The following is a 17,980-nucleotide window of genomic DNA, read 5'->3' as shown; positions in this document are numbered from 1 at the left end:
ACCAGTACCCAATAAACTCTCTATCAACTTGTTTTCAATGCAGCTGACTAAGGAAGAGCAATGACCAAATCCGCTGAAACGGCCTATGATCTGGTGGTGTTCGGTGCCACCAGTTTCGTTGGCCAGATTCTTACCCGCTACTTGCTGGAAACCTACGGAGTGGGTCAATCGGTGAGATGGGCGATTGCCGGTCGCTCCGAGAGCAAGCTCAATACCCTGAAGGGCGAACTTGGCGACAAGGCCAACGCTGTTCCGGTGATTCTGGCTGATGCGTCCGATGAAGACGCTCTGAAGGCCATGTGCGAGCAAACCCGGGTCATTATTTCCACCGTCGGCCCCTACGCCTTGTACGGTGAGCCGCTGGTGCAGGCGTGCGTGCGCAGTGGCACGGACTACTGCGACCTGACTGGCGAAGTGCAGTGGATCCGCAAGATGGTGGAACGCTACGAGGAGGAAGCCAAATCCTCCGGCGCGCGGATTGTTCACTGCTGCGGCTTTGACTCGATTCCCTCTGATATGGGGGTGTGGTTCCTGCAGAACCAGGCAGAGCAGACCTTCGGTGCGCCATGCCGGGATGTTCGCATGCGGGTGAAAACAGCCAAGGGCGAATTCTCGGGCGGCACCGTAGCCTCCATGATGAACGTGGCGAAGGAAGCAGCGGCGGACCCCAAACTGCGGAAAGAGCTGGCCAATCCGTTTTCGATTTGCCCGCCGGAGCATCGCTCCAAAACCCGTCAGCCCAGCCTCAAGGGTGCAGAGTTCGACAAAACCTTCAACGCATGGCTGGCGCCGTTCGTAATGGGTGCCATCAATACGCGGGTGGTGCATCGCTCCAACGCCTTGCAGAACGCTCGTTATGGCCAGGAGTTTACCTACGACGAAGCCATGATGACCGGCCGGGGTACCAAGGGCCGCCTGGCAGCGTACGCTATCACCGGCGGCCTCGCAGCGTTCTTTACCGCCTCGGCCATCAAACCGACTCGATGGCTGGTTGAGAAGTTTGTACCCAAGCCGGGCGAAGGCCCCAGCCCTGAAGCCCAGAAAGCCGGATTCTATGATCTTCGTTTCGTTGGCCGCACGGAAGATGGCAAAACCATCATCACCAAGGTGACCGGCGATCAGGATCCGGGCTACGGTTCCACCGGCAAGATGCTGGGAGAAGCGGGCATGTGCCTGGCATTCGATATTCCGGCGGATCAGCCGGGTGGGTTCTGGACACCATCCTCATTGCTGGACGGCAAGCTGATGGACCGGCTCACCAGCAAGGCGGGCCTGACCTTCGAGGTTCTGGAAACCCGCTAACCGCTCAGGTAAATCACACGGTTGGTGCCCGGAAGGGCATCCGGCCCGTGTGCCAGGCTAACCACGGTTTTTCCTTCCAGAAGTGTTTCCATCCTTTTTGAAACCCGCGCCCGGGTTTCGGCATCCAGGCCGGTAAAGGGCTCGTCCAGTATCACCAGCGAGGCAGGGTTAAGAAGCACCCGCGCCAGGGCCACACGCCGGGCTTCACCGCCGGAGAGTCGGCTGCCGGCACTGCCCAGCCAGGTATCGAGCTGATCCGGTTCCGTGGCGAAGCGCTCGGCCAGTTCCATGTGCTCCAGAATGCTCCAGAGTTCGGTGTCCGAGGCCTCAGGCGATCCCAGCAACAGATTGGCGCGAAGGGTGTCCTCGAACAACACGGTTTTCTGGGTCAGGTAGACGCAATCCCTGCGCGCCAGGCTGCCCTGGGCAGTGGGCAACAGGCCGGCGAGTACATCCGCCAGTGAGGACTTGCCGCTGCCGGAATGACCGAGAATACCAATGCGCTCCCCGTCGTCGATCCTTAGATTGAAACGCGTGAATAGAGGCGCGTAACCATCGTGTTTTACCGCAATATTTTCTGCCAGAAGCGCGGTTTTTGGTGGTAATTCGGAACTGGAGGTCGCGGTGTTTTGTTCCTCCTCACGACAATCCCGGTTCAATCGCCCAGCGGAAGCGACCGTTGCTCCCAACTTGCCAAAGGCATCCGGCAGCATGGCATAGACCTCGGCCAGGCCGAGCAGTGCAATGGGCAACAACACAAGCACCGGGCCGGAAACCGAGCCCGACTGGAACAGGGCAAACCCGGCCCAGAGTGCCAGCACCGCAGAAAGGTTGACGAACAGATGGGAGCCGGCCAGATGCCAGCCTAAACGGGTGTCGGCCTTCGCCTGCTCTGACGTAACCTGATGGGCCTGGCGCATTAGCCAGGCGGCATGTTTACCGGTACGCCCGGCGGCAGTCAGTTCGGAGAAACCTTCGATGTGTTCGATCACCGCCGTTCTCAGTTCTTCCTGCCGGTCGCTTTGCCGGGCGGCCAGACGCCAGGTTCTCAGGTAAACCCCGACGGTGGCGATCACCAGGGCAATGATCAGCAACAGTCCCACCAGCAACGCCGTGCCTATATCGAAGAGAACCGCAGCCAGAATCACCACCAATAGCGTTACCAGGCCTGCAAGGGCGGTGGGCGCGATTAAACGTAGGTACAGGGTGTCCAGTGCATCCACATCGCTGGTGAGCCGGGACAGCCACTGGGCGCCGCTTAGCTCCCCACGGCGAACGCGGCTGGCGCGAGAGAGGCGCTGGAACAGAGCCACGCGAATATCTGTCAGCAACCTAAGAACCGTATCGTGGTTGTAGACCCGCTCCAGATACCGGAACACCGTGCGGGAAACGGCAAAAAACCGGATGGCGCCGCCGGGCACGTAGAGGTTTATGGTCGCCGCCACGCCCGCAGCCAACAACAGGCCGACCAGCGCGGTTTCGGTTATAAACCAGCCCGAAACCGCCAACAGGCCAATGCCGGAGAGCAGGGTGGCGAAAATCAGGAAGCCGCCCACAACCAGGCGACCCGGGCGCTTGAAGATCAGGTCCAGCCAGGGCTTCAGGTCACGCATCCCGCACCTCCCCGCCGGAAACCAGCAGCACTCGGTTTGCCAGGGTCAGCAAGGCCTGGTGGTGCGTCGAGAAAATCAGGGTTTTGCCGGCCACCGCCAGTTTATGCAGTGCCTCCAGTACGAACACTTCACTGTCGCTGTCCAGGCCGGCGGTGGGCTCATCCAGCAGGATGAGGTCGTAATCCGCCAGAAAGATACGGGCCAGACTCAGCCGCCGGGCCTGGCCACCGGAGAGCCCCTGGCCCTCCTCCGATACAGGGCTGTAAATACCCTGTTTGCGACTGTCGAGCAGGGAACCAAGGCCGACATTGCGCAGGGCGGTTTCGATGGCAATATCAGAGGCATCGGGAGTGGTCAGTCTGAGGTTATCGGCCCAGGTTCCCTGAACCAGAAACCCTTTCTGCCCCAGCCAGCCAAACCGGAAACTGCCCGGTGCTTCACCGAACAAATGAATTTCTCCGGTGTCCGGCGCCAGAAAGCCCGCCAACAGATGGAGCAGGGTGGATTTGCCGCCGCCGGAGGGGCCGGTCAGGGCAATCACTTCGCCTTGTCGGATGGTTAGTGTGAGGTCCCGCAGAACCGGTTGATCAGACCGGAAGCTTTTACAGACAGAACGCAGCTCAATACGGTCCTGCGCACCCTCTACAGGGGCCATTTCGGGTGTGGTCTCCAGGTTCACCCGGGTTTCCAGTCGCTCGAGGATCTCGGTGCCTGCGCCCATGGCTGCGGCACGATCGTGGTAATGCTGGGAGAGTGTTCGCAACGGCTGGAAAAACTCCGGGGCCAGCAAAAGAATCAGCAGCCCGGAAAACAGGGTCAGATCTTCAGAAGGGCCGTAGGTGATATACCCAAGCAGACCAAACCCGATGTAGATGGCGATAACGGCTATGGCCACCGAGGCGAAGAACTCCAGAACCGCCGAAGACAGAAAAGCCACCCGTAGCGTTTTCATGGTAATGCGCCGGTAGTGATCCGAGCGTTTGCGAATAAGTTCGGCTGCTCCGGCCGTCTGGCCGAACAGTTGCAGCGTGGTCAGGCCGCGAACCTTGTCCAGGAACTGCCCGGAAAGCCGGCTGATGGTTTCAAAGTGCTGCTGGTTCAGTTTCTCCGCGCCCATGCCCACCAGGGCCATGAACAGCGGAATCAGCGGTGCGGAAAGCAAAAGAAAGATGCCGGCCAACCAGTCCAGCCAGAACACCAGGGCGAGGATCAGAAGCGGCACAATCATCGACAGGGTCATCTGTGGCAGGAACCGGGCGAAATAACCGTGCAAGGCTTCCACGTGGTCAATCCACTCCCGGGCAAGCGTGCCGGCGGAGGACTGACCCAGTTCCACCGGACCTGTGGCCTGCCAATGCTTATGGAGCTGACGCCGGGCATCCCGGCGAACCTGTTCGCTGCAACGGGCCGCAAACCGGGTCTGAAAACCCTGGCCCAGTGCTCGAACAGCCAGCGCCAGAATCAGGCCGAGAAAGAGGGGAGTGAGGTCCGCAACCTGGACCTCGTCAATCACACCCAGATGGATAATCCGGGCCAACAGCACCATCTGAATGATGGTGGCAATGCCGGCAACGGTGCCGGCAACCACAGTGCCGCGAATCCACAGGCGGCTACCACGGGCCAGATCTGCAAGCCATCCCTTAACGGCTTTCTGATCGGTGGCGGAGGCACTCTCCCCGCCACCCTTGGCCTGTGGCTCCACCACTTAGTGGTATCCCTCGCCCGCGCGGACCTTGCCGCGGAACACCCAGTAGGTCCAGGCGGTGTACACCAGCACGATGGGAATCACGAACAGTAGGCCCAACAGCAGGAACAGCTGGGATTCATAGGCAGACGCCGCTTCCCACAGGGTGTATTCCGGCGGAACCACATAGGGCCAGCGGCTGACCACCAGGCCCAGATAGGTGGTGATAAACAGCCCCATGGTGGCCACGAACGGCATGCCGTCTTTGCGATCACGAACCGAACGGTAAATCTGGATAGCGCAAAGCAACGTCAGAACCGGCAGAATCCAGATAATGCTCAGGTTGGAGAACCAGCGCTCACGAACCATTTCATCCACGAAGGGCGTCCAGACACCGATGATGCCAAAGACCACAAGAACCGCCAGGAGCAATGGCAGGGTGATCTTGTAGGCCCACTGCTGCAGGTACCCCTCCGTTTTCATGATCAGCCAGGTGGAACCCAGCAGGGCATAGCCAGCCAGCATGCCCAGGCCAGTAAGCACGGTGAACGGCGTGAGCCAGTCCAGGGCGCCGCCCACGTATACGCCGTTGGCGGTTTCAAAGCCCTGGATATAGGCCCCAACCACAGCGCCCTGGGCAAAGGAAGCGACAGTAGAACCGCCGGCAAACGCCCAGTTCCAGAGGTAACGGGACGTCCGGGCCTTGAACCGGAACTCGAACGCCACGCCCCTGAAAATCAGCCCGGCCAGCAGCAGGAAGACACCAATATAGAGCGCCGGCAGGAAGATGGAATACACCATAGGGAAGGCCGCCAGAAGACCCGCACCACCCAGCACCAGCCAGGTTTCGTTGCCGTCCCATACCGGGGCCACCGAGTTCATCATGGTGTCCCGGGCTTCCTCGTTCGGCGCGAAGGGGAAGAGAATCCCCACGCCCAGGTCGAAGCCATCCATCAGCACGTACATGATGATGCCGAAGCCAATAATGAATGCCCAGATAAGGGGCAGATCAAACAGTTCCATAATCAGTGACCTCCCTGGCTGGCCGGTTTACCGTGATGCTCGTCTTCATCAATCTCAAAAGGCACGTGTGCAGCGGAGAAGGGACGTTTCGGCCGCTCGGCTTCATGCTCGTCTTCATCCCGGTCTTCGAGACCCACATACAGCACCCGCATCAGGTAATACACGCCGGCAGAGAACACCAGAGCGTACACAACGATATAGCCGATGAGGGTGAATAGCGCCATACCGCCGGTCAGTGACGGGGTCAGGGCCTCTGCCTGAGTCATCTGCCCGTAGACCAGCCACGGCGCCCGCCCCACCTCGGTTACGAACCAGCCGGTCAGTACCGCAAAGAAGGGCGCAATACTCATGAAGCGCATGCCCTGCAGGAACCAGCTGGTGCGCCAGTAACGACCGCCGGCACGCAGAACCAGGCCGGTAACCGCGAAAGCAATCATCAGCAGGCCAATACCTACCATGACCCGGAACGACCAGAACACGATCGCCACCGGTGGCTGCTCGTCAACAGGCACCGCGCTTACGCCCGGCACCTCACCGTCCCATTCATGGGTGAGAATGAAACTGGCCAGGCTGGGAATACCAACCTCGTAAAGGTTCCGCTGGTTCTCCTGATCGGGAATGGCAAACAGCAGCAACGGCACATTGCGGGAGGTTTCCCAGTTGCCTTCCATCGCCGCTACTTTGGTCGGCTGATGCTCCAGAGTGTTCAGGCCGTGGAAATCCCCCAGTACCGCCTGGGCGGGGGCAATGAACAGGAGCAGCCACAGGCACATGGACAGCGCTTTCTTGTTCGCCTCAACCTCGCGACCCAGCAGCAGATACCAGGCACTCACACCGGCCACCACAAAGCCACCGGTCAGGAAGGAGGCCAGTGCCATATGGGCGAATCGATAGGGGAAGGAGGGGTTAAAGATCGCCTCGCTCCAGGAGGTTACGTAGAACACGCCGTCGCGAAGTTCGGTGCCCGCCGGAGTCTGCATCCAGCTGTTGGCCGACAGAATCCAGAATGACGAGATGAAGGTGCCCGTAGCAACCATGATGGCGGCGAACAGGTGAACCCCGGCCGGAACCTTATCCCGACCGAACAGCAGCACCCCGAGGAAAGCCGCCTCCAGGAAAAACGCCGTGACCACCTCATAACTCAGGATAGGGCCAAGGAAGTTGGCGGAGGCCTGGGCGAAGTTACTCCAGTTGGTGCCGAACTGGAACGACATCACAATGCCCGACACCACCCCCATACCGAACACCACGGCAAACACCTTGGTCCAGAAGGCAGAAAGCTTCACCCACAACGGATTCTCGGTTTTAAAAGCGAGGCCTTCAAGTACCGCGATGTAGGAAGCAAGGCCGATGGTAAACACCGGAAAAATGGCGTGAAATGACACCACAAACGCGAACTGGATTCGCGATAGGATAAGAGGATCAAGTTCCATGGGAACCCTCCGGTAACGTCCACATCATAACAAACGGGCCCAGCGAACCCGTTCAGCCGCTGCCTTAGCTCTATTTGTTATATTGTTATTACCGGCAGATAGTTTCTATGCTACTAAACATGATAGCAAATACGATAGGGCCGATTGTCGCACCCTTGATATAAAACAATTATGGTGATGCCGATGAGCTTTTACGAAGACAGGATACTGCCCCACATCATAGACCGGGCCTGCTCCATGGGCCAGGTAATGAAGCTTCGTAGCCAGCTAGTACCCCACGCCAAAGGGGTAGTTCTGGAAGTGGGCATGGGCTCGGCTATAAACATGGAATTCTACAATTCCGACAACGTAGACATGGTATACGGCCTGGAGCCTTCAGAAGGCATGCGCCGCAAGGCCCAACCGAATCTCGCAAGATCCCCCATCAAGGTAGAGTGGCTGGACCTGCCGGGTGAGAAGATTCCCCTGGAAGACCACTCCGTCGACACCGTACTGCTCACTTTCACCTTGTGCACCATCCCCGACTGGCAGGCCGCGCTTCAGCAAATGTGGCGGGTATTGAAACCGGGCGGCGAACTGCTTTTCCTGGAGCACGGCGAATCCCCCCACGATGGCACCCGCAAGTGGCAACACCGCATCACCCCGGGATGGAAAAAACTGGCCGGCGGCTGCCACCTGAACCGCCACATCGCAGACCTGATCCGACACGCCGGCTTTGAAATCCAGGAACTGGAAAACCTCTACATCCCCAAGGCACCAAAAATCGCCGGATACATCTATAAGGGCAGGGCAACCAAGCCCGCAGCAGCCAGCCCAGCTGCTTGAAGGCGAGGGCGGAATCCGAATTGCGTTACCCCACGCAGACTTATACAATTCTGCCCGTCAAAACCTCCCCCGAATGCTCCGGTGGTGAAATTGGTAGACACAAGAGACTTAAAATCTCTCGACCGTTAGGTCGTGCCGGTTCGATCCCGGCCCGGAGCACCATTATTTCCTAGACATCGCCTCCAGCATCTTATTAACCGCTTCCAGATGTTCCGGCTCGTTATGGCACATGCCCTGGAAGTTGGCACACACGTCCAGAAAATCCTTCAGTTCCATTCTCGGCGCCATTTTCATCAGGCGCTTTGTGAGCCGCGTGGCTTTTGGCGGCTGGCTGGCAATGCGGCTGGCCATGGCATTTGCGGCATTCATCAGTTCGTCCGCTGGCACCACTTCCAGCACAATGCCCAGCTCCTTGGCCTCGGCGGCGTCGATCACACGGCCGGTTAGCGTGAGCTCGAAGGCGCGCTGGTAGCCGATCAGCCGCTGCATGAACCAGGCACCGCCGTCGCCGGGGATGATGCCGAGGTTGAGGAAGGTTTCGCCGAACTTTGCGCTTTCCGAGGCAATGCGGATGTCTGCCATGTTGGCCAGATCGAAACCGGCACCGATGGCGGGGCCGTTTACGGCGGCGATGATGGGTACTTCCACATTCTGAAGGGCCAGGGGGATGCGCTGGATTCCTTTGCGGTAGCGGTCGGCGCATTCGGCTACGTCACCGGCAAAGTCGCCGCTGCGGTTGGCCATGTCCCGGATGTTGCCGCCGGCGCTGAAGGCAGAGCCCGCCCCGGTGATCACCAATACCGACACATCGTCGCACTGGTTCACCCATTCCGCGGTGGTCACGATGTCGTCAATCAGGTTTGAGCCTGTCAGCGCATTGCGCAGGTCGTGGCGGTTGAGGGTGAGGGTGGCTACCCGGTTTTCCAGGGTGAGCAGTACGTCGGTGAGCTTGGGTACGCTGGTCATGGTTGCGGTTCCTTGTTTGTGATCAGCGCGTATCTTCGCGCGCGGGAACCGGGTTAATCAACTGCCAGCCGCGCCTTTCGGTATCGGCTGACTTCCGTCCAGCCGTGCACCGCCAGGGCGGAGAACACGATGACACCGCCCACCAGGCTCAGTTTTGGCGGCACCTCGCCAAGGAACAGCCACACCAGGAAGGACCCGAGCAGGGTCTCCAGTAGCAGCATCAGGCTGACTTCCGCCGCCGGAATATAGCGCGGACCAATCTGGATCAGAATGCAGGCGGTTGGCAGGAATACCAGGCAGAGCAGGGCGATAAAAAAGAAGTCCCGGCCCGATGGCATCTGGGCTCCGCCAAATACAGCGGCCACGATTGCCAGCACCAAAGCACCGAACATGAGCATCACGCTCATATCGCTGTCGGGTTTGGATCGGGCCACGTTGAGGTTGGAGGCCAGGGCCGTGGCGGCGACCACTGCCATCAGCAGCCCCAGCGGGTCACCCTTGCCAAACTCGCCCACGGCCATGAAGGTGGCACCAGTAACGCACACCAGGATGACTACCCAAGTTCGCAGGGGCAGGGTTTCCTTCCACACCGCCCAGGCGATGACCGCCGCGATCACCGGCGCGGTGTTGAGGATCACCAGCACGTTGCCCGCAGCCGTGTTCTTCATGCCCACCACGAAGCCGAGGGTGCTGATGGCAAAGGCACTGGCGCAGAACAGGCCTTTACGGCCGCATTTTCGGATTTCAGGCACCAGCCGGGAACGGTAGCGGGCCCAGCTGATAACAAAGAAACTGATGGCCAGCAATAAGCCCCGCCAGAACAGGAACACCACCGGGTCCACGGAAGTGATTTTCACAAGCAGCGCATCCGGGACGATAAAAAGCACGCCGAGGGCGGCGATGGTCAGTCCTTTGATTCGGGTTGTCTGCAATGTGGGTTCGCCTGTTCCGCAGTGGTTTGTGGTCTAGCTTACGGGTTGTCCTGCTCTGGCAGCGGCTGGATGCTGTTGATGTCGCCGGTTGGTGTTGCAGGTTCGTCTTTGATGATAATGAAGATTGCTCCGCCAATAACTGCGATGGCAAAGATGGCTTTGAGGATTATCGATTTCGACATGCGTTCTTCCTCTCTGCGTTTTGGCTTATACCAACAGCCTATGGGCGGCAGGGGGCTATAACAACCTCAAGGCCCAGAAAACTGAGCATCCTACAAAAGTCGCTTCGACAGTATAGACGCAGTCAGCAATACTCTGGGTAAGTTTGCAGGTTGCCTGGTGCAGCAACGTCAAAAATGGAGTGTCCTCATGACTGAACAAACCGCAGATCTGGTTCACAAGTACAGCGAAAATGGCATTACCACGCTCACGCTGAACCAGCCGGAGAAGAAAAACAGCCTGTCCATGGCCATGCTGGAGGCCCTGTCTGAAGAGCTTGAAACCATCGCCTCCGATACCGAAACCCGGGTTGTGGTTCTCGCGGCCCATGGCAATGTGTTCTGCGCCGGCCACGACCTTCGGGAAGTGCGGGAGCAGTTTGATAGCCATGAGTTTCAGCTGGCACTGTTTAACCAGTGCAGCAAGGTGATGCAGCAGATCGTCAATCTGCCCCGGCCGGTGATTGCCCGGGTAGCCGGTGTTGCCACCGCGGCGGGCTGCCAGCTGGTGGCCAGCTGCGACCTGGCTGTAGCGGCAGACACCGCAAGGTTTGCCACGCCAGGGGTGAACATCGGGCTATTCTGTTCCACGCCGATGGTGGCACTGTCTCGCAATGTCTCGCGCAAGCACGCCATGGAAATGCTGCTGACCGGTGAAATGATTGGTGCCGTGAAGGCGGAACGGATCGGGCTGGTGAATCAGATAGTCGACGAGCAGCACCTGGACGAGATGGTCTACAAGCTGGCCCGCACCATTGCCGACAAGTCCGGGCACACCCTGAAAATTGGCAAAGAGGCCTTCTACCGGCAGCTGGAAATGCCGCTGGAAGATGCCTACGAGTACACCTCCAGGGTGATGGCCGACAACATGATGGCCAACGATGCCCAGGAAGGTATCTGCGCGTTTCTGGAGAAGCGCAAGCCGGAGTGGAAAGACAGCTAGGCTCGCTTGCAGGAATCCGCCCGGCCTATCGCGCCGGGCAGTTGTCCTTTCCCAGGTTCAGCCGGTCGCCACGCCTGATGCCATGATCCTGGAAAAAGCCGGCGTTCATCTCTACGGCCTGGATAAAGGGCACGCCGGCGGGGTAGGTAGGGCAGCCGGAACCGCTGGCCGATGCGCAGGGCACCATGTGGCGGATACTGCCGATGACGCCCTCGCGGTTCAGGTAGGCGATGTCCAGGGGAATCAGGGTCTTGTACATCCAGAAGCCGTGGCTGGCTTGCCTTGGCTCACTGTATTCAAACAGCATTCCTGCGTCAGTCGCCAGAGAAGTGCGGCCCATCAATCCCTTCTGGCGCTGTTCGGAGCTACTGGCCACTTCCAGTTTTACCGGCACTGTGCCCGCCGCGGACACAAAGCAGGCCTCGATAACCGGCAGGCCTTCCTGTGGCGCGGCGATGCCTGAAGAGCACCCGTAAATCAGAGCACTGACCGCCAGTACAAACCAGACTTTCAACCCTCGAAAAATTCCCGATGCGGCTTTCACGAGCGCAACCGGTAGCCGGTTTTGAAGATCCACCAGATGCCGACCATGCACGCGGTGAGAAAGACCAGGGTCATGCCTACGCTGATGCCGACATGAACGTCTGAAACACCGTAGAACGCCCAGCGGAAGCCGCTGATCAGATAGACCACCGGGTTGAACAGACTTACGGTCTGCCACACATCCGGCAGCATATCGATGGAGTAGAAAGTGCCGCCAAGGAACACCAGGGGTGTGATGATCATCATCGGGACGATCTGGAGTTTCTCGAACCCATCCGCCCAGATCCCGATGATGAAGCCGAACAGGCTGAAGGTGATGGAGGTCAGCACCAGGAAGGAGAACATCCAGAACGGGTGCAGCACGTCGTAATCCACAAAGAACTTCGCCGTGGCCAGGATGATCAGCCCGAGGATCACGGATTTGGTGGCTGCGGCGCCAACGTAGCCCAGAACCACTTCAACGTAGGACACCGGGGCCGAGAGCACTTCGTAGATGGTGCCCGAGAACTTGGGCATGTAGATGCCAAACGAGGCGTTGGAAATGCTCTGCATCAGCAGGGACAGCATCACCAGCCCCGGGATGATGTAGGCACCGTAGGCGATGTTGTCGATATCACCCATACGCGAGCCGATGGCGGAGCCGAAGACGACGAAATACAGGCAGGTGGAAATCACCGGCGAGAGTACACTCTGCATCACTGTGCGGCGCATTCGGGCCATTTCGAATTTATAAATTGCGCGGATACCGTAAAGGTTCATGCCTTTCTCCGTTGGGCCGGCGGGCTCACTCGTGCACCAGGCCGACAAAAATCTCTTCAAGGGAGCTTTCCCGGGTTTGCAGATCCCGGTATTCGATACCCAGATCCCCGAGTGTGCGAAGCAGCCTGGCAACGCCGGCCTGTTCCTGCTGGGAATCGAAGGTGTAGATCAGCTCGTAACCATCCTCGGACAGCTCCACCGGTTCCAGGGTGAGTTCGCCCGGCACCTTATCGAGCTTTTGCGCAAGGTGGAGGCGCAGCTCCTTTTTGCCCAGTTTGGTCATCAACTGGGTCTTGTCCTCCACCAGGATGATTTCACCCTGCCGGATTACCCCGATCCGGTCGGCCATTTCCTCGGCTTCTTCAATGTAATGGGTAGTGAGGATGATGGTAACGCCACTTTCCCGGAGTTTGCGGACCATCTCCCACATGTCCCGCCGCAGCTCCACATCCACACCCGCGGTTGGCTCATCCAGGAACAGGATCTGCGGTTCGTGGGATAGCGCCTTGGCAATCATTACCCGGCGTTTCATGCCTCCGGACAGGGACATGATGCGGTTGTTGCGCTTTTCCCAGAGGGAAAGATCCTTCAGCACCTTTTCGATATGGGAGGGCTTTGGCGGCTTGCCAAACAGGCCGCGGCTAAAGGAAACGGCATCCCAGACGGTTTCGAACGAATCGGTGTTCAGTTCCTGGGGCACCAGGCCGATGGTCTCGCGGGCTTTGCGGTAATCTTTGACAATGTCATAGCCGGCGGCTTTTACCTCGCCCGAGGAGAGATTCACAATGCCGCAGATGATGCTGATGAGCGTGGTCTTGCCGGCGCCATTGGGGCCGAGCAGGGCGAAGATTTCGCCACGACGGATGTCCAGGTTGATGTTCTTCAGGGCCTGAAAACCGTCACCATATACCTTGCTCAGGTGCTTAACGGAGATATCCGGCTGCACGGGCGTGTCCTGTGGTCAAAATGGGTCGAATTGAAGGCGCGGTATTTTCTCATGACTGGCGCCAGTTTAGAAACCTTTGCCTTGGCGGGAGAAAACTCCATAATGCCCGGCAGGTTTGTTCGGGGTGCCGTTATGTTACGCGCTATTGCTTTGGCAGGATTGATTCTGGGGCTTATTGCCGTGGCTGCTTTCGGCCCGGGCATGCTTGGGGACGATGATAAAAACCAGGATACCGGGCTTTCAGATGAGCGTGCCGCCAAGGCCCGGTGTGATTTGCTGCAAGCAGGCCCATGCCGGTGGTCGGATAGTTCGGGTGATTGGGAAGTTAGCCTCAGCGAAGTGGGCGAGGGCACCCAGGGCACGGAATACCGCCTCACGGTTGTTACCCCAGAGCATCCCGAACGTTTTCTTGCCGTTCTCCGGGGAGAGTCCATGTATATGGGCGAGTACCCGGTACCGCTGGGCAACCAGGCAGGAAACGAATACGCCGCACGCTTTACCGCACCCTTCTGTACCGTAGATGCCACTATGACGTGGCGTATTGACCTTCAGCAGGGCCAAAAGCCCTTCGAAGGCATCCCGGTAAAGCTGGTTTTTCAGGCCGAACCGCACTGAGCCAATTGGAACTGGCGGCCCGTCGGCTGACAACGGGCCGGGATTGTGTAAAATCACCATACCGCCACTACCAGGGACAACGTGATGGATTACGGAGATAGCGTTCAGAAGGTACTGCTGAGAAAAATCCGCAAAGCCGAGCAGGACCTGATTCAGCTCAAGCTGGATTACTGCCGGTTTGTGTTCGGATTGACTCACCGGGCGAAAGTGTTGTCTGGCGGCGCGACCTACGTGGTTCGTTCGGTAGATGTGGACAGCATGGCCAATACCGATGATGGCGGGTTCAGCCGGCCCGAGATTACCGGCACCCGTGCAGACGAACAGGATCATGCCGAACCTGTGGCGCTGGGCACCGACTGGGTGCTTGAAACCGCCCCAAGTCGGGCTGCTAAATAAACGCGTTAGCGGTAATGGCTTCGTAGAGACTCGATGTTGGCGGTACGTAATGGTTATACCGCCAGAATTCCGCGCCTTCCAATCCCGCCCTGAAACAGGCCAGGTAAACCGTGCTAGCCGTCAATGTCGTTATCGCCTGAACAGCCTCCGGCTGACGAATCCCGGTTTTTCGACTGGCAATCTGGGCAACGATCCCGACCAGCGCTGCAGAGTGCCGGGTGCTTTTATAACTGAGGGCACATCCGGCGCCATAGAGCCAGGCAGCGGCATAAGCCTTGACTGCTTCTGGCGCGGTTGCCAGTTCCAGGCCGTTACCGCGGCAATCCCTCTCTTGAAGGCCTGCCAGGATATGCAGCCGGGTAATGAGTTCGGCACGATCCGGGGCAGCATCGACTACCGGTTTTCGCACCGCAACGGGCCACTCGGAAGTGTTTGCGGGAAGTTCGGAGTGATTCGCCTCGATTGTGTCTTTGCCGGACCAGATTTTTTGATGGCCCGCTGCCAGGGGCTCCGAGCGCACCAGTGTAATCATCCTTATAGCCAGCAGGACAAGCAGGGCCAGCAGCCCCACCTGAATTAAGAGAATCAATCCGTTAACCATCATCACCAGAACTCTGAATGTTGCAACAGGTGATCAGAGTGTAACGGAATGTATCCGGCAAATACCGCTAACCCGTCGCCATTAACTGGCCTCGGATTGACTGAAATGACGGAACTGTGACGGGGATCGCAGCGATTGTGGCTAGCAGGTGGGCATGGTCTGCAGGGCTAGTTTGCGACGGATGTAACGGCCGAGGGCATCAATGCCGATGTTCAGCAGGGCCGTGATCAGTATCAGCACCATGGCACGATCAAAACGGATGTTCTGGATTGCGCTGTCGACGTAGAAGCCCAATGTGTAGATCCCGAGAATGCCCAGAATCGCGGTCTCCCGCATGATGATCTCCCAACGATAAAAAAGGAACGCCAGGAACGAACGGTAAACCCTGGGCACCAGTTCCCAGCTGTAACGGTTAAAGCCGGTTGGCGCGTCTGGCCGCAGGCGGATGCCATTGGTCTGGCGGCCAATCAGGTGGCCGATGATTCCGCCATTGTGGAGGGCAAGCGCCACCACCGCGGGTAGCATCGACGGGCCCCAGAGCTGAAGCAGAATGTAGGCGAGGATGTATTCCGGCGTGGACCGTGCAATCACCAGGAATACATGACCAGAAGTACGCCGAACCGGGCCACCGAAATGGTTTGAGATCAGAGGGAAGGCGAGCAAAGTGAGTATACCCGTGGCCACAAGCGCAATCTGGGTGAGTATCACGGTGTTCCAGATACCGGGCATCGCCTCGTTGATCATCAAATCGTTGAACCAGGGGATCAGCCCGGCAAGGCCCTCACCGTCGCGGAGAGGGCTGGGGACAATGTCTTCCGTGAAGAAACGCTCCACGTTGCCCCAGACAATGGGCAAACCCTCACCGAGAAAGAAGGGCGCCCCCAGAATATAGACGGGCAGGATTTTCGGCTTCACCCACAACGGCATGGTAGCGATCAGTACGTAAAACAGAATGAGCATGGCGCCCGCGTCGGAATAGAGACCCTGTGAAAACGAGGATTCGAGGTAGAAGCCCAGGGTCGGCAGCCCGACGAACCCAAGAATGGCGCTTGAGCGGAGGCCGCACTCGAGGCGATAGGCCGTATAGGTGCGAAGCTGCACCCAGCAGTCGGGAATTCGGGTATAGAGAAACGCGGCAATGGTGCCAGTGCCCGGAGGCAATAACCGCCCCGGTTCCGGGTCGGCTTCATCCAGGATTTCGGAATACACCTTGGCAAAAATCCCGGAATAGGGGATGGCGATTGCCAGTACGCCGGTCAACGGGTGAAAACCGAAAAACTGGAGAAAGATCAGGGCCCAGAAAAGCTCGTGAATGGCCCGTATAAAGGCACAGAAAATTCGCACCGGCAGAAACCGGTAGACCAGTGACAACAAGAAGCCGCACACGCTTCCCAGTGCCACGCCCACAAACGCAAAGGCAACCGTTCTCAGCAGGGCGGTCATTAGTCCTTCGCTGCTGAAGAAATTTGGCGTTAAAACCCCAAGGAAGAAATTTCCGAGATCTCGCCAGGGATTGGAAGCGGTTATGGCAATGTCCGCGAACAGCAAGCTAATCAGTGCGACGGCAACAAAGATGAGACTGGTGCGGACCGTTGGGGAAGAGAGCATGGCGAGGCCGTTTCCCTAGTACAGCGACGTAATATCGGTGGCGGTCAGGCGTTTACTGGATTCATCCAGAGCCACCTGGCCGTCCTGAATGCCGACAATACGGCTGCAGTACTTCAGCGCCATCTCAACATCGTGCAGCGCAATGACACTGGTCTGGAACCGTTCTTTTAACAACTCCATCACCAGATGCGCCATAGGGCCATCCAGGGCGGAGATGGGCTCATCCGCCAGAAGCACCGGGGCGTTACGATACAAGGCACGGGCAATGGCAACACGCTGGCGCTGGCCGCCGGAGAGTGAGGCCGTGGGCAACCAAAGCTTTTCTGCCATGCCCAAAGCCCTGAGCAACTCACGCACCTCGTCACGGTTTCTTGAGAACGGGCGGATCAGGGTGAGCGTGTTGTACCAGGTAGTGTGTTTATCCAGTTGGCCCATGAAGACGTTATGGAACACCGGCAGAGCGTTCACTAACCCGAGATCCTGGGGCACCAGAGACGACTCCCGGTTTACCCGCTCGTGGATCAATCGGATCAGTGTGGATTTACCCGCTCCGCTTTTGCCTACCAGGGCGACCTGTTCGCCCTGTTTAACCGTCAGCGAGAGCGGGCCGATAACCCGCTCGCCGCCAAAGGAGGCCGTCAGGCCTGAAAGATCGAACCCTGACATCAGTCCAGGATTCCAATCTCTTCCGCTGTTTTGCGAATGGGCTCGTAATCGTCGTTCGATGCGGGAATGAAACCGGAACGTGGGAAGCTTTCCAGCAACGCCTGGTCGTCCAGATTCAGCAGGGCTTCGGTAACACGCTCTTTGAAGCCATCGCCGAAACGCTCGTTGACGTCACCGCGGATGGTCCACTGGTAGTCCGGGTAGGGCGGGGTTTCCCAGATTACCTGAACGGCGTCGGTGTCGATGTTGCCGTCGGCCAGTTCTTTTTCCCAGACCTGGAAGTTCAGGGCGCCAACCTGATAGGTGCCGGCTTCAACAAGGCGCAAGGTACGTGTGTGGTTGCCGCTGAACCCTACGCGGGAGAAAAACTCCTCTGGCTGGGCACCAAACACGTCACGGATGTAAAACTCGGGCATCAGGCGCCCGGAGGTAGAACCTTTCGATCCAAAGGTGAAGGTTTTGCCTTTTAGCTCCTCTTCAAGAGCGGAGAGCTCTTCGGCGTTTTCGATTCCGGTGCTGGTATTGGCAATAAAGTAAGTCTGGAACGCTTCGTCTTCCACGCCCTGGGCAATGGCTTCGGAGCCAGGCACCAGTCGACGTGCCTGTACACCAGACAGCCCGCCAAACCAGGCCAGTTGCACCTGGTTGTTACGGAATGCGGAGACTGCTGCGGCATAGGATTTAACCGGGATGTAGCGCACTTCCACATCCAGCTCCTGGGAGAGATAGTCAGCCACACCTTTGAATCGCTCGACCAGCTTGGTTTCGTCTTCATCGGGGATGGCGGTAAATACGAAGGTTTCAGCCGATGCTGTTGCCGCGGTGAAACAAAAAAGGCTGGAAAACATCAATTTCCGTATAAGATTAAGGGCCATTGGAGTTCCTTACTTTGCCAGACTGTGTGGGT

The 17,980-nt window shown here is 58.4% G+C and carries 19 protein-coding genes and 1 tRNA gene; 6 read left to right on the top strand and 14 right to left on the bottom strand.

Annotated features, from left to right (window positions below):
• Positions 1–60: 60 nt before the first annotated feature.
• Positions 61–1,302 (top strand): saccharopine dehydrogenase family protein, encoded by a 1,242-nt coding sequence (locus A8B84_RS17470; RefSeq protein WP_064230429.1) that lies wholly within the window; start codon positions 61–63, stop codon positions 1,300–1,302.
• Here the strand turns inward: A8B84_RS17470 and cydC are convergent.
• The 4 genes from cydC to A8B84_RS17450 are packed head-to-tail and all read right to left on the bottom strand — an operon-like array spanning position 1,299 to position 7,055.
• Positions 1,299–2,915, bottom strand: a complete 1,617-nt coding sequence (gene cydC / locus A8B84_RS17465) for a thiol reductant ABC exporter subunit CydC (protein ID WP_064230428.1) — start codon at positions 2,913–2,915, stop codon at positions 1,299–1,301. The two genes, A8B84_RS17470 and cydC, sit on opposite strands and share 4 nt — an antisense overlap.
• Positions 2,908–4,620, bottom strand: a complete 1,713-nt coding sequence (gene cydD, locus A8B84_RS17460) for a thiol reductant ABC exporter subunit CydD (RefSeq protein WP_064230427.1) — start codon at positions 4,618–4,620, stop codon at positions 2,908–2,910. The genes cydC and cydD overlap by 8 nt, the downstream gene beginning before the upstream one ends.
• Positions 4,621–5,622: a cytochrome d ubiquinol oxidase subunit II gene (gene cydB, locus A8B84_RS17455; protein WP_064230426.1), complete on the bottom strand. Its 1,002-nt coding sequence runs from the start codon at positions 5,620–5,622 to the stop codon at positions 4,621–4,623.
• A gap of 2 nt (positions 5,623–5,624) precedes the next feature.
• Positions 5,625–7,055, bottom strand: coding sequence for a cytochrome ubiquinol oxidase subunit I (locus tag A8B84_RS17450; protein ID WP_064230425.1), 1,431 nt, complete (start codon positions 7,053–7,055; stop codon positions 5,625–5,627).
• 183 nt (positions 7,056–7,238) lie between these two features.
• Between A8B84_RS17450 and A8B84_RS17445 the strand changes: the two genes are divergently transcribed.
• Both A8B84_RS17445 and A8B84_RS17440 read left to right on the top strand, forming a co-directional pair.
• Entirely contained in the window at positions 7,239–7,880 is a 642-nt protein-coding gene (locus A8B84_RS17445) for a class I SAM-dependent methyltransferase (protein ID WP_064230424.1), read from the top strand.
• Positions 7,881–7,955: 75 nt separating this feature from the next.
• Positions 7,956–8,042: transfer RNA gene (locus A8B84_RS17440), tRNA-Leu, on the top strand.
• On the opposite strand, the gene A8B84_RS17435 is transcribed toward A8B84_RS17440, so the two are convergent.
• The 3 genes from A8B84_RS17435 to A8B84_RS21680 are packed head-to-tail and all read right to left on the bottom strand — an operon-like array spanning position 8,043 to position 9,960.
• Positions 8,043–8,846: an enoyl-CoA hydratase-related protein gene (locus A8B84_RS17435; RefSeq protein ID WP_064230423.1), complete on the bottom strand. Its 804-nt coding sequence runs from the start codon at positions 8,844–8,846 to the stop codon at positions 8,043–8,045. It abuts the tRNA gene before it with no gap.
• A gap of 53 nt (positions 8,847–8,899) precedes the next feature.
• Positions 8,900–9,778, bottom strand: a complete 879-nt coding sequence (locus A8B84_RS17430; protein ID WP_064230422.1) for a DMT family transporter — start codon at positions 9,776–9,778, stop codon at positions 8,900–8,902.
• Positions 9,779–9,816: 38 nt separating this feature from the next.
• On the bottom strand, positions 9,817–9,960 hold the full coding sequence (locus tag A8B84_RS21680; RefSeq protein WP_162841257.1) for a hypothetical protein: 144 nt from the start codon (positions 9,958–9,960) through the stop codon (positions 9,817–9,819).
• Between the two features lie 187 nt (positions 9,961–10,147).
• Between A8B84_RS21680 and A8B84_RS17425 the strand changes: the two genes are divergently transcribed.
• On the top strand, positions 10,148–10,939 hold the full coding sequence (locus tag A8B84_RS17425) for an enoyl-CoA hydratase (protein WP_064230421.1): 792 nt from the start codon (positions 10,148–10,150) through the stop codon (positions 10,937–10,939).
• Positions 10,940–10,964: 25 nt separating this feature from the next.
• On the opposite strand, the gene A8B84_RS17420 is transcribed toward A8B84_RS17425, so the two are convergent.
• From A8B84_RS17420 to A8B84_RS17410, 3 genes are read right to left on the bottom strand one after another with little or no spacing between them, the layout of a single operon-like run.
• Positions 10,965–11,453 (bottom strand): DUF192 domain-containing protein, encoded by a 489-nt coding sequence (locus A8B84_RS17420; protein WP_064230420.1) that lies wholly within the window; start codon positions 11,451–11,453, stop codon positions 10,965–10,967.
• A 26-nt stretch (positions 11,454–11,479) separates the two neighbouring features.
• Positions 11,480–12,241: an ABC transporter permease gene (locus A8B84_RS17415; protein WP_064230419.1), complete on the bottom strand. Its 762-nt coding sequence runs from the start codon at positions 12,239–12,241 to the stop codon at positions 11,480–11,482.
• Positions 12,242–12,266: 25 nt separating this feature from the next.
• The gene (locus A8B84_RS17410) at positions 12,267–13,187 is read right to left on the bottom strand and encodes an ABC transporter ATP-binding protein (RefSeq protein ID WP_064230418.1); all 921 of its coding nucleotides are present in this window, start codon (positions 13,185–13,187) and stop codon (positions 12,267–12,269) included.
• A gap of 102 nt (positions 13,188–13,289) precedes the next feature.
• Between A8B84_RS17410 and A8B84_RS17405 the strand changes: the two genes are divergently transcribed.
• Positions 13,290–13,802, top strand: a complete 513-nt coding sequence (locus A8B84_RS17405; protein WP_201257910.1) for a hypothetical protein — start codon at positions 13,290–13,292, stop codon at positions 13,800–13,802.
• Positions 13,803–13,886: 84 nt separating this feature from the next.
• On the top strand, positions 13,887–14,198 hold the full coding sequence (locus tag A8B84_RS17400; RefSeq protein ID WP_064230417.1) for a hypothetical protein: 312 nt from the start codon (positions 13,887–13,889) through the stop codon (positions 14,196–14,198).
• Here A8B84_RS17400 and A8B84_RS17395 read toward each other — a convergent pair.
• The 4 genes from A8B84_RS17395 to A8B84_RS17380 form a co-directional block, all read right to left on the bottom strand.
• Entirely contained in the window at positions 14,191–14,802 is a 612-nt protein-coding gene (locus A8B84_RS17395) for a hypothetical protein (RefSeq protein WP_064230416.1), read from the bottom strand. The two genes, A8B84_RS17400 and A8B84_RS17395, sit on opposite strands and share 8 nt — an antisense overlap.
• A gap of 138 nt (positions 14,803–14,940) precedes the next feature.
• Complete coding sequence (locus A8B84_RS17390) at positions 14,941–16,407, bottom strand: PhnE/PtxC family ABC transporter permease (RefSeq protein ID WP_064230415.1); 1,467 nt, start codon at positions 16,405–16,407, stop codon at positions 14,941–14,943.
• 15 nt (positions 16,408–16,422) lie between these two features.
• Complete coding sequence (locus tag A8B84_RS17385) at positions 16,423–17,073, bottom strand: phosphonate ABC transporter ATP-binding protein (protein ID WP_064230414.1); 651 nt, start codon at positions 17,071–17,073, stop codon at positions 16,423–16,425.
• Positions 17,073–17,948, bottom strand: a complete 876-nt coding sequence (locus A8B84_RS17380) for a putative selenate ABC transporter substrate-binding protein (RefSeq protein ID WP_201257909.1) — start codon at positions 17,946–17,948, stop codon at positions 17,073–17,075. The genes A8B84_RS17385 and A8B84_RS17380 overlap by 1 nt, the downstream gene beginning before the upstream one ends.
• Positions 17,949–17,980: the final 32 nt, after the last annotated feature.

It is taken from the genome of Marinobacter sp. EhC06 (assembly GCF_001650915.1).
Classification (GTDB): domain Bacteria; phylum Pseudomonadota; class Gammaproteobacteria; order Pseudomonadales; family Oleiphilaceae; genus Marinobacter.
This window is presented reverse-complemented; position numbering and strand designations above follow the sequence as displayed.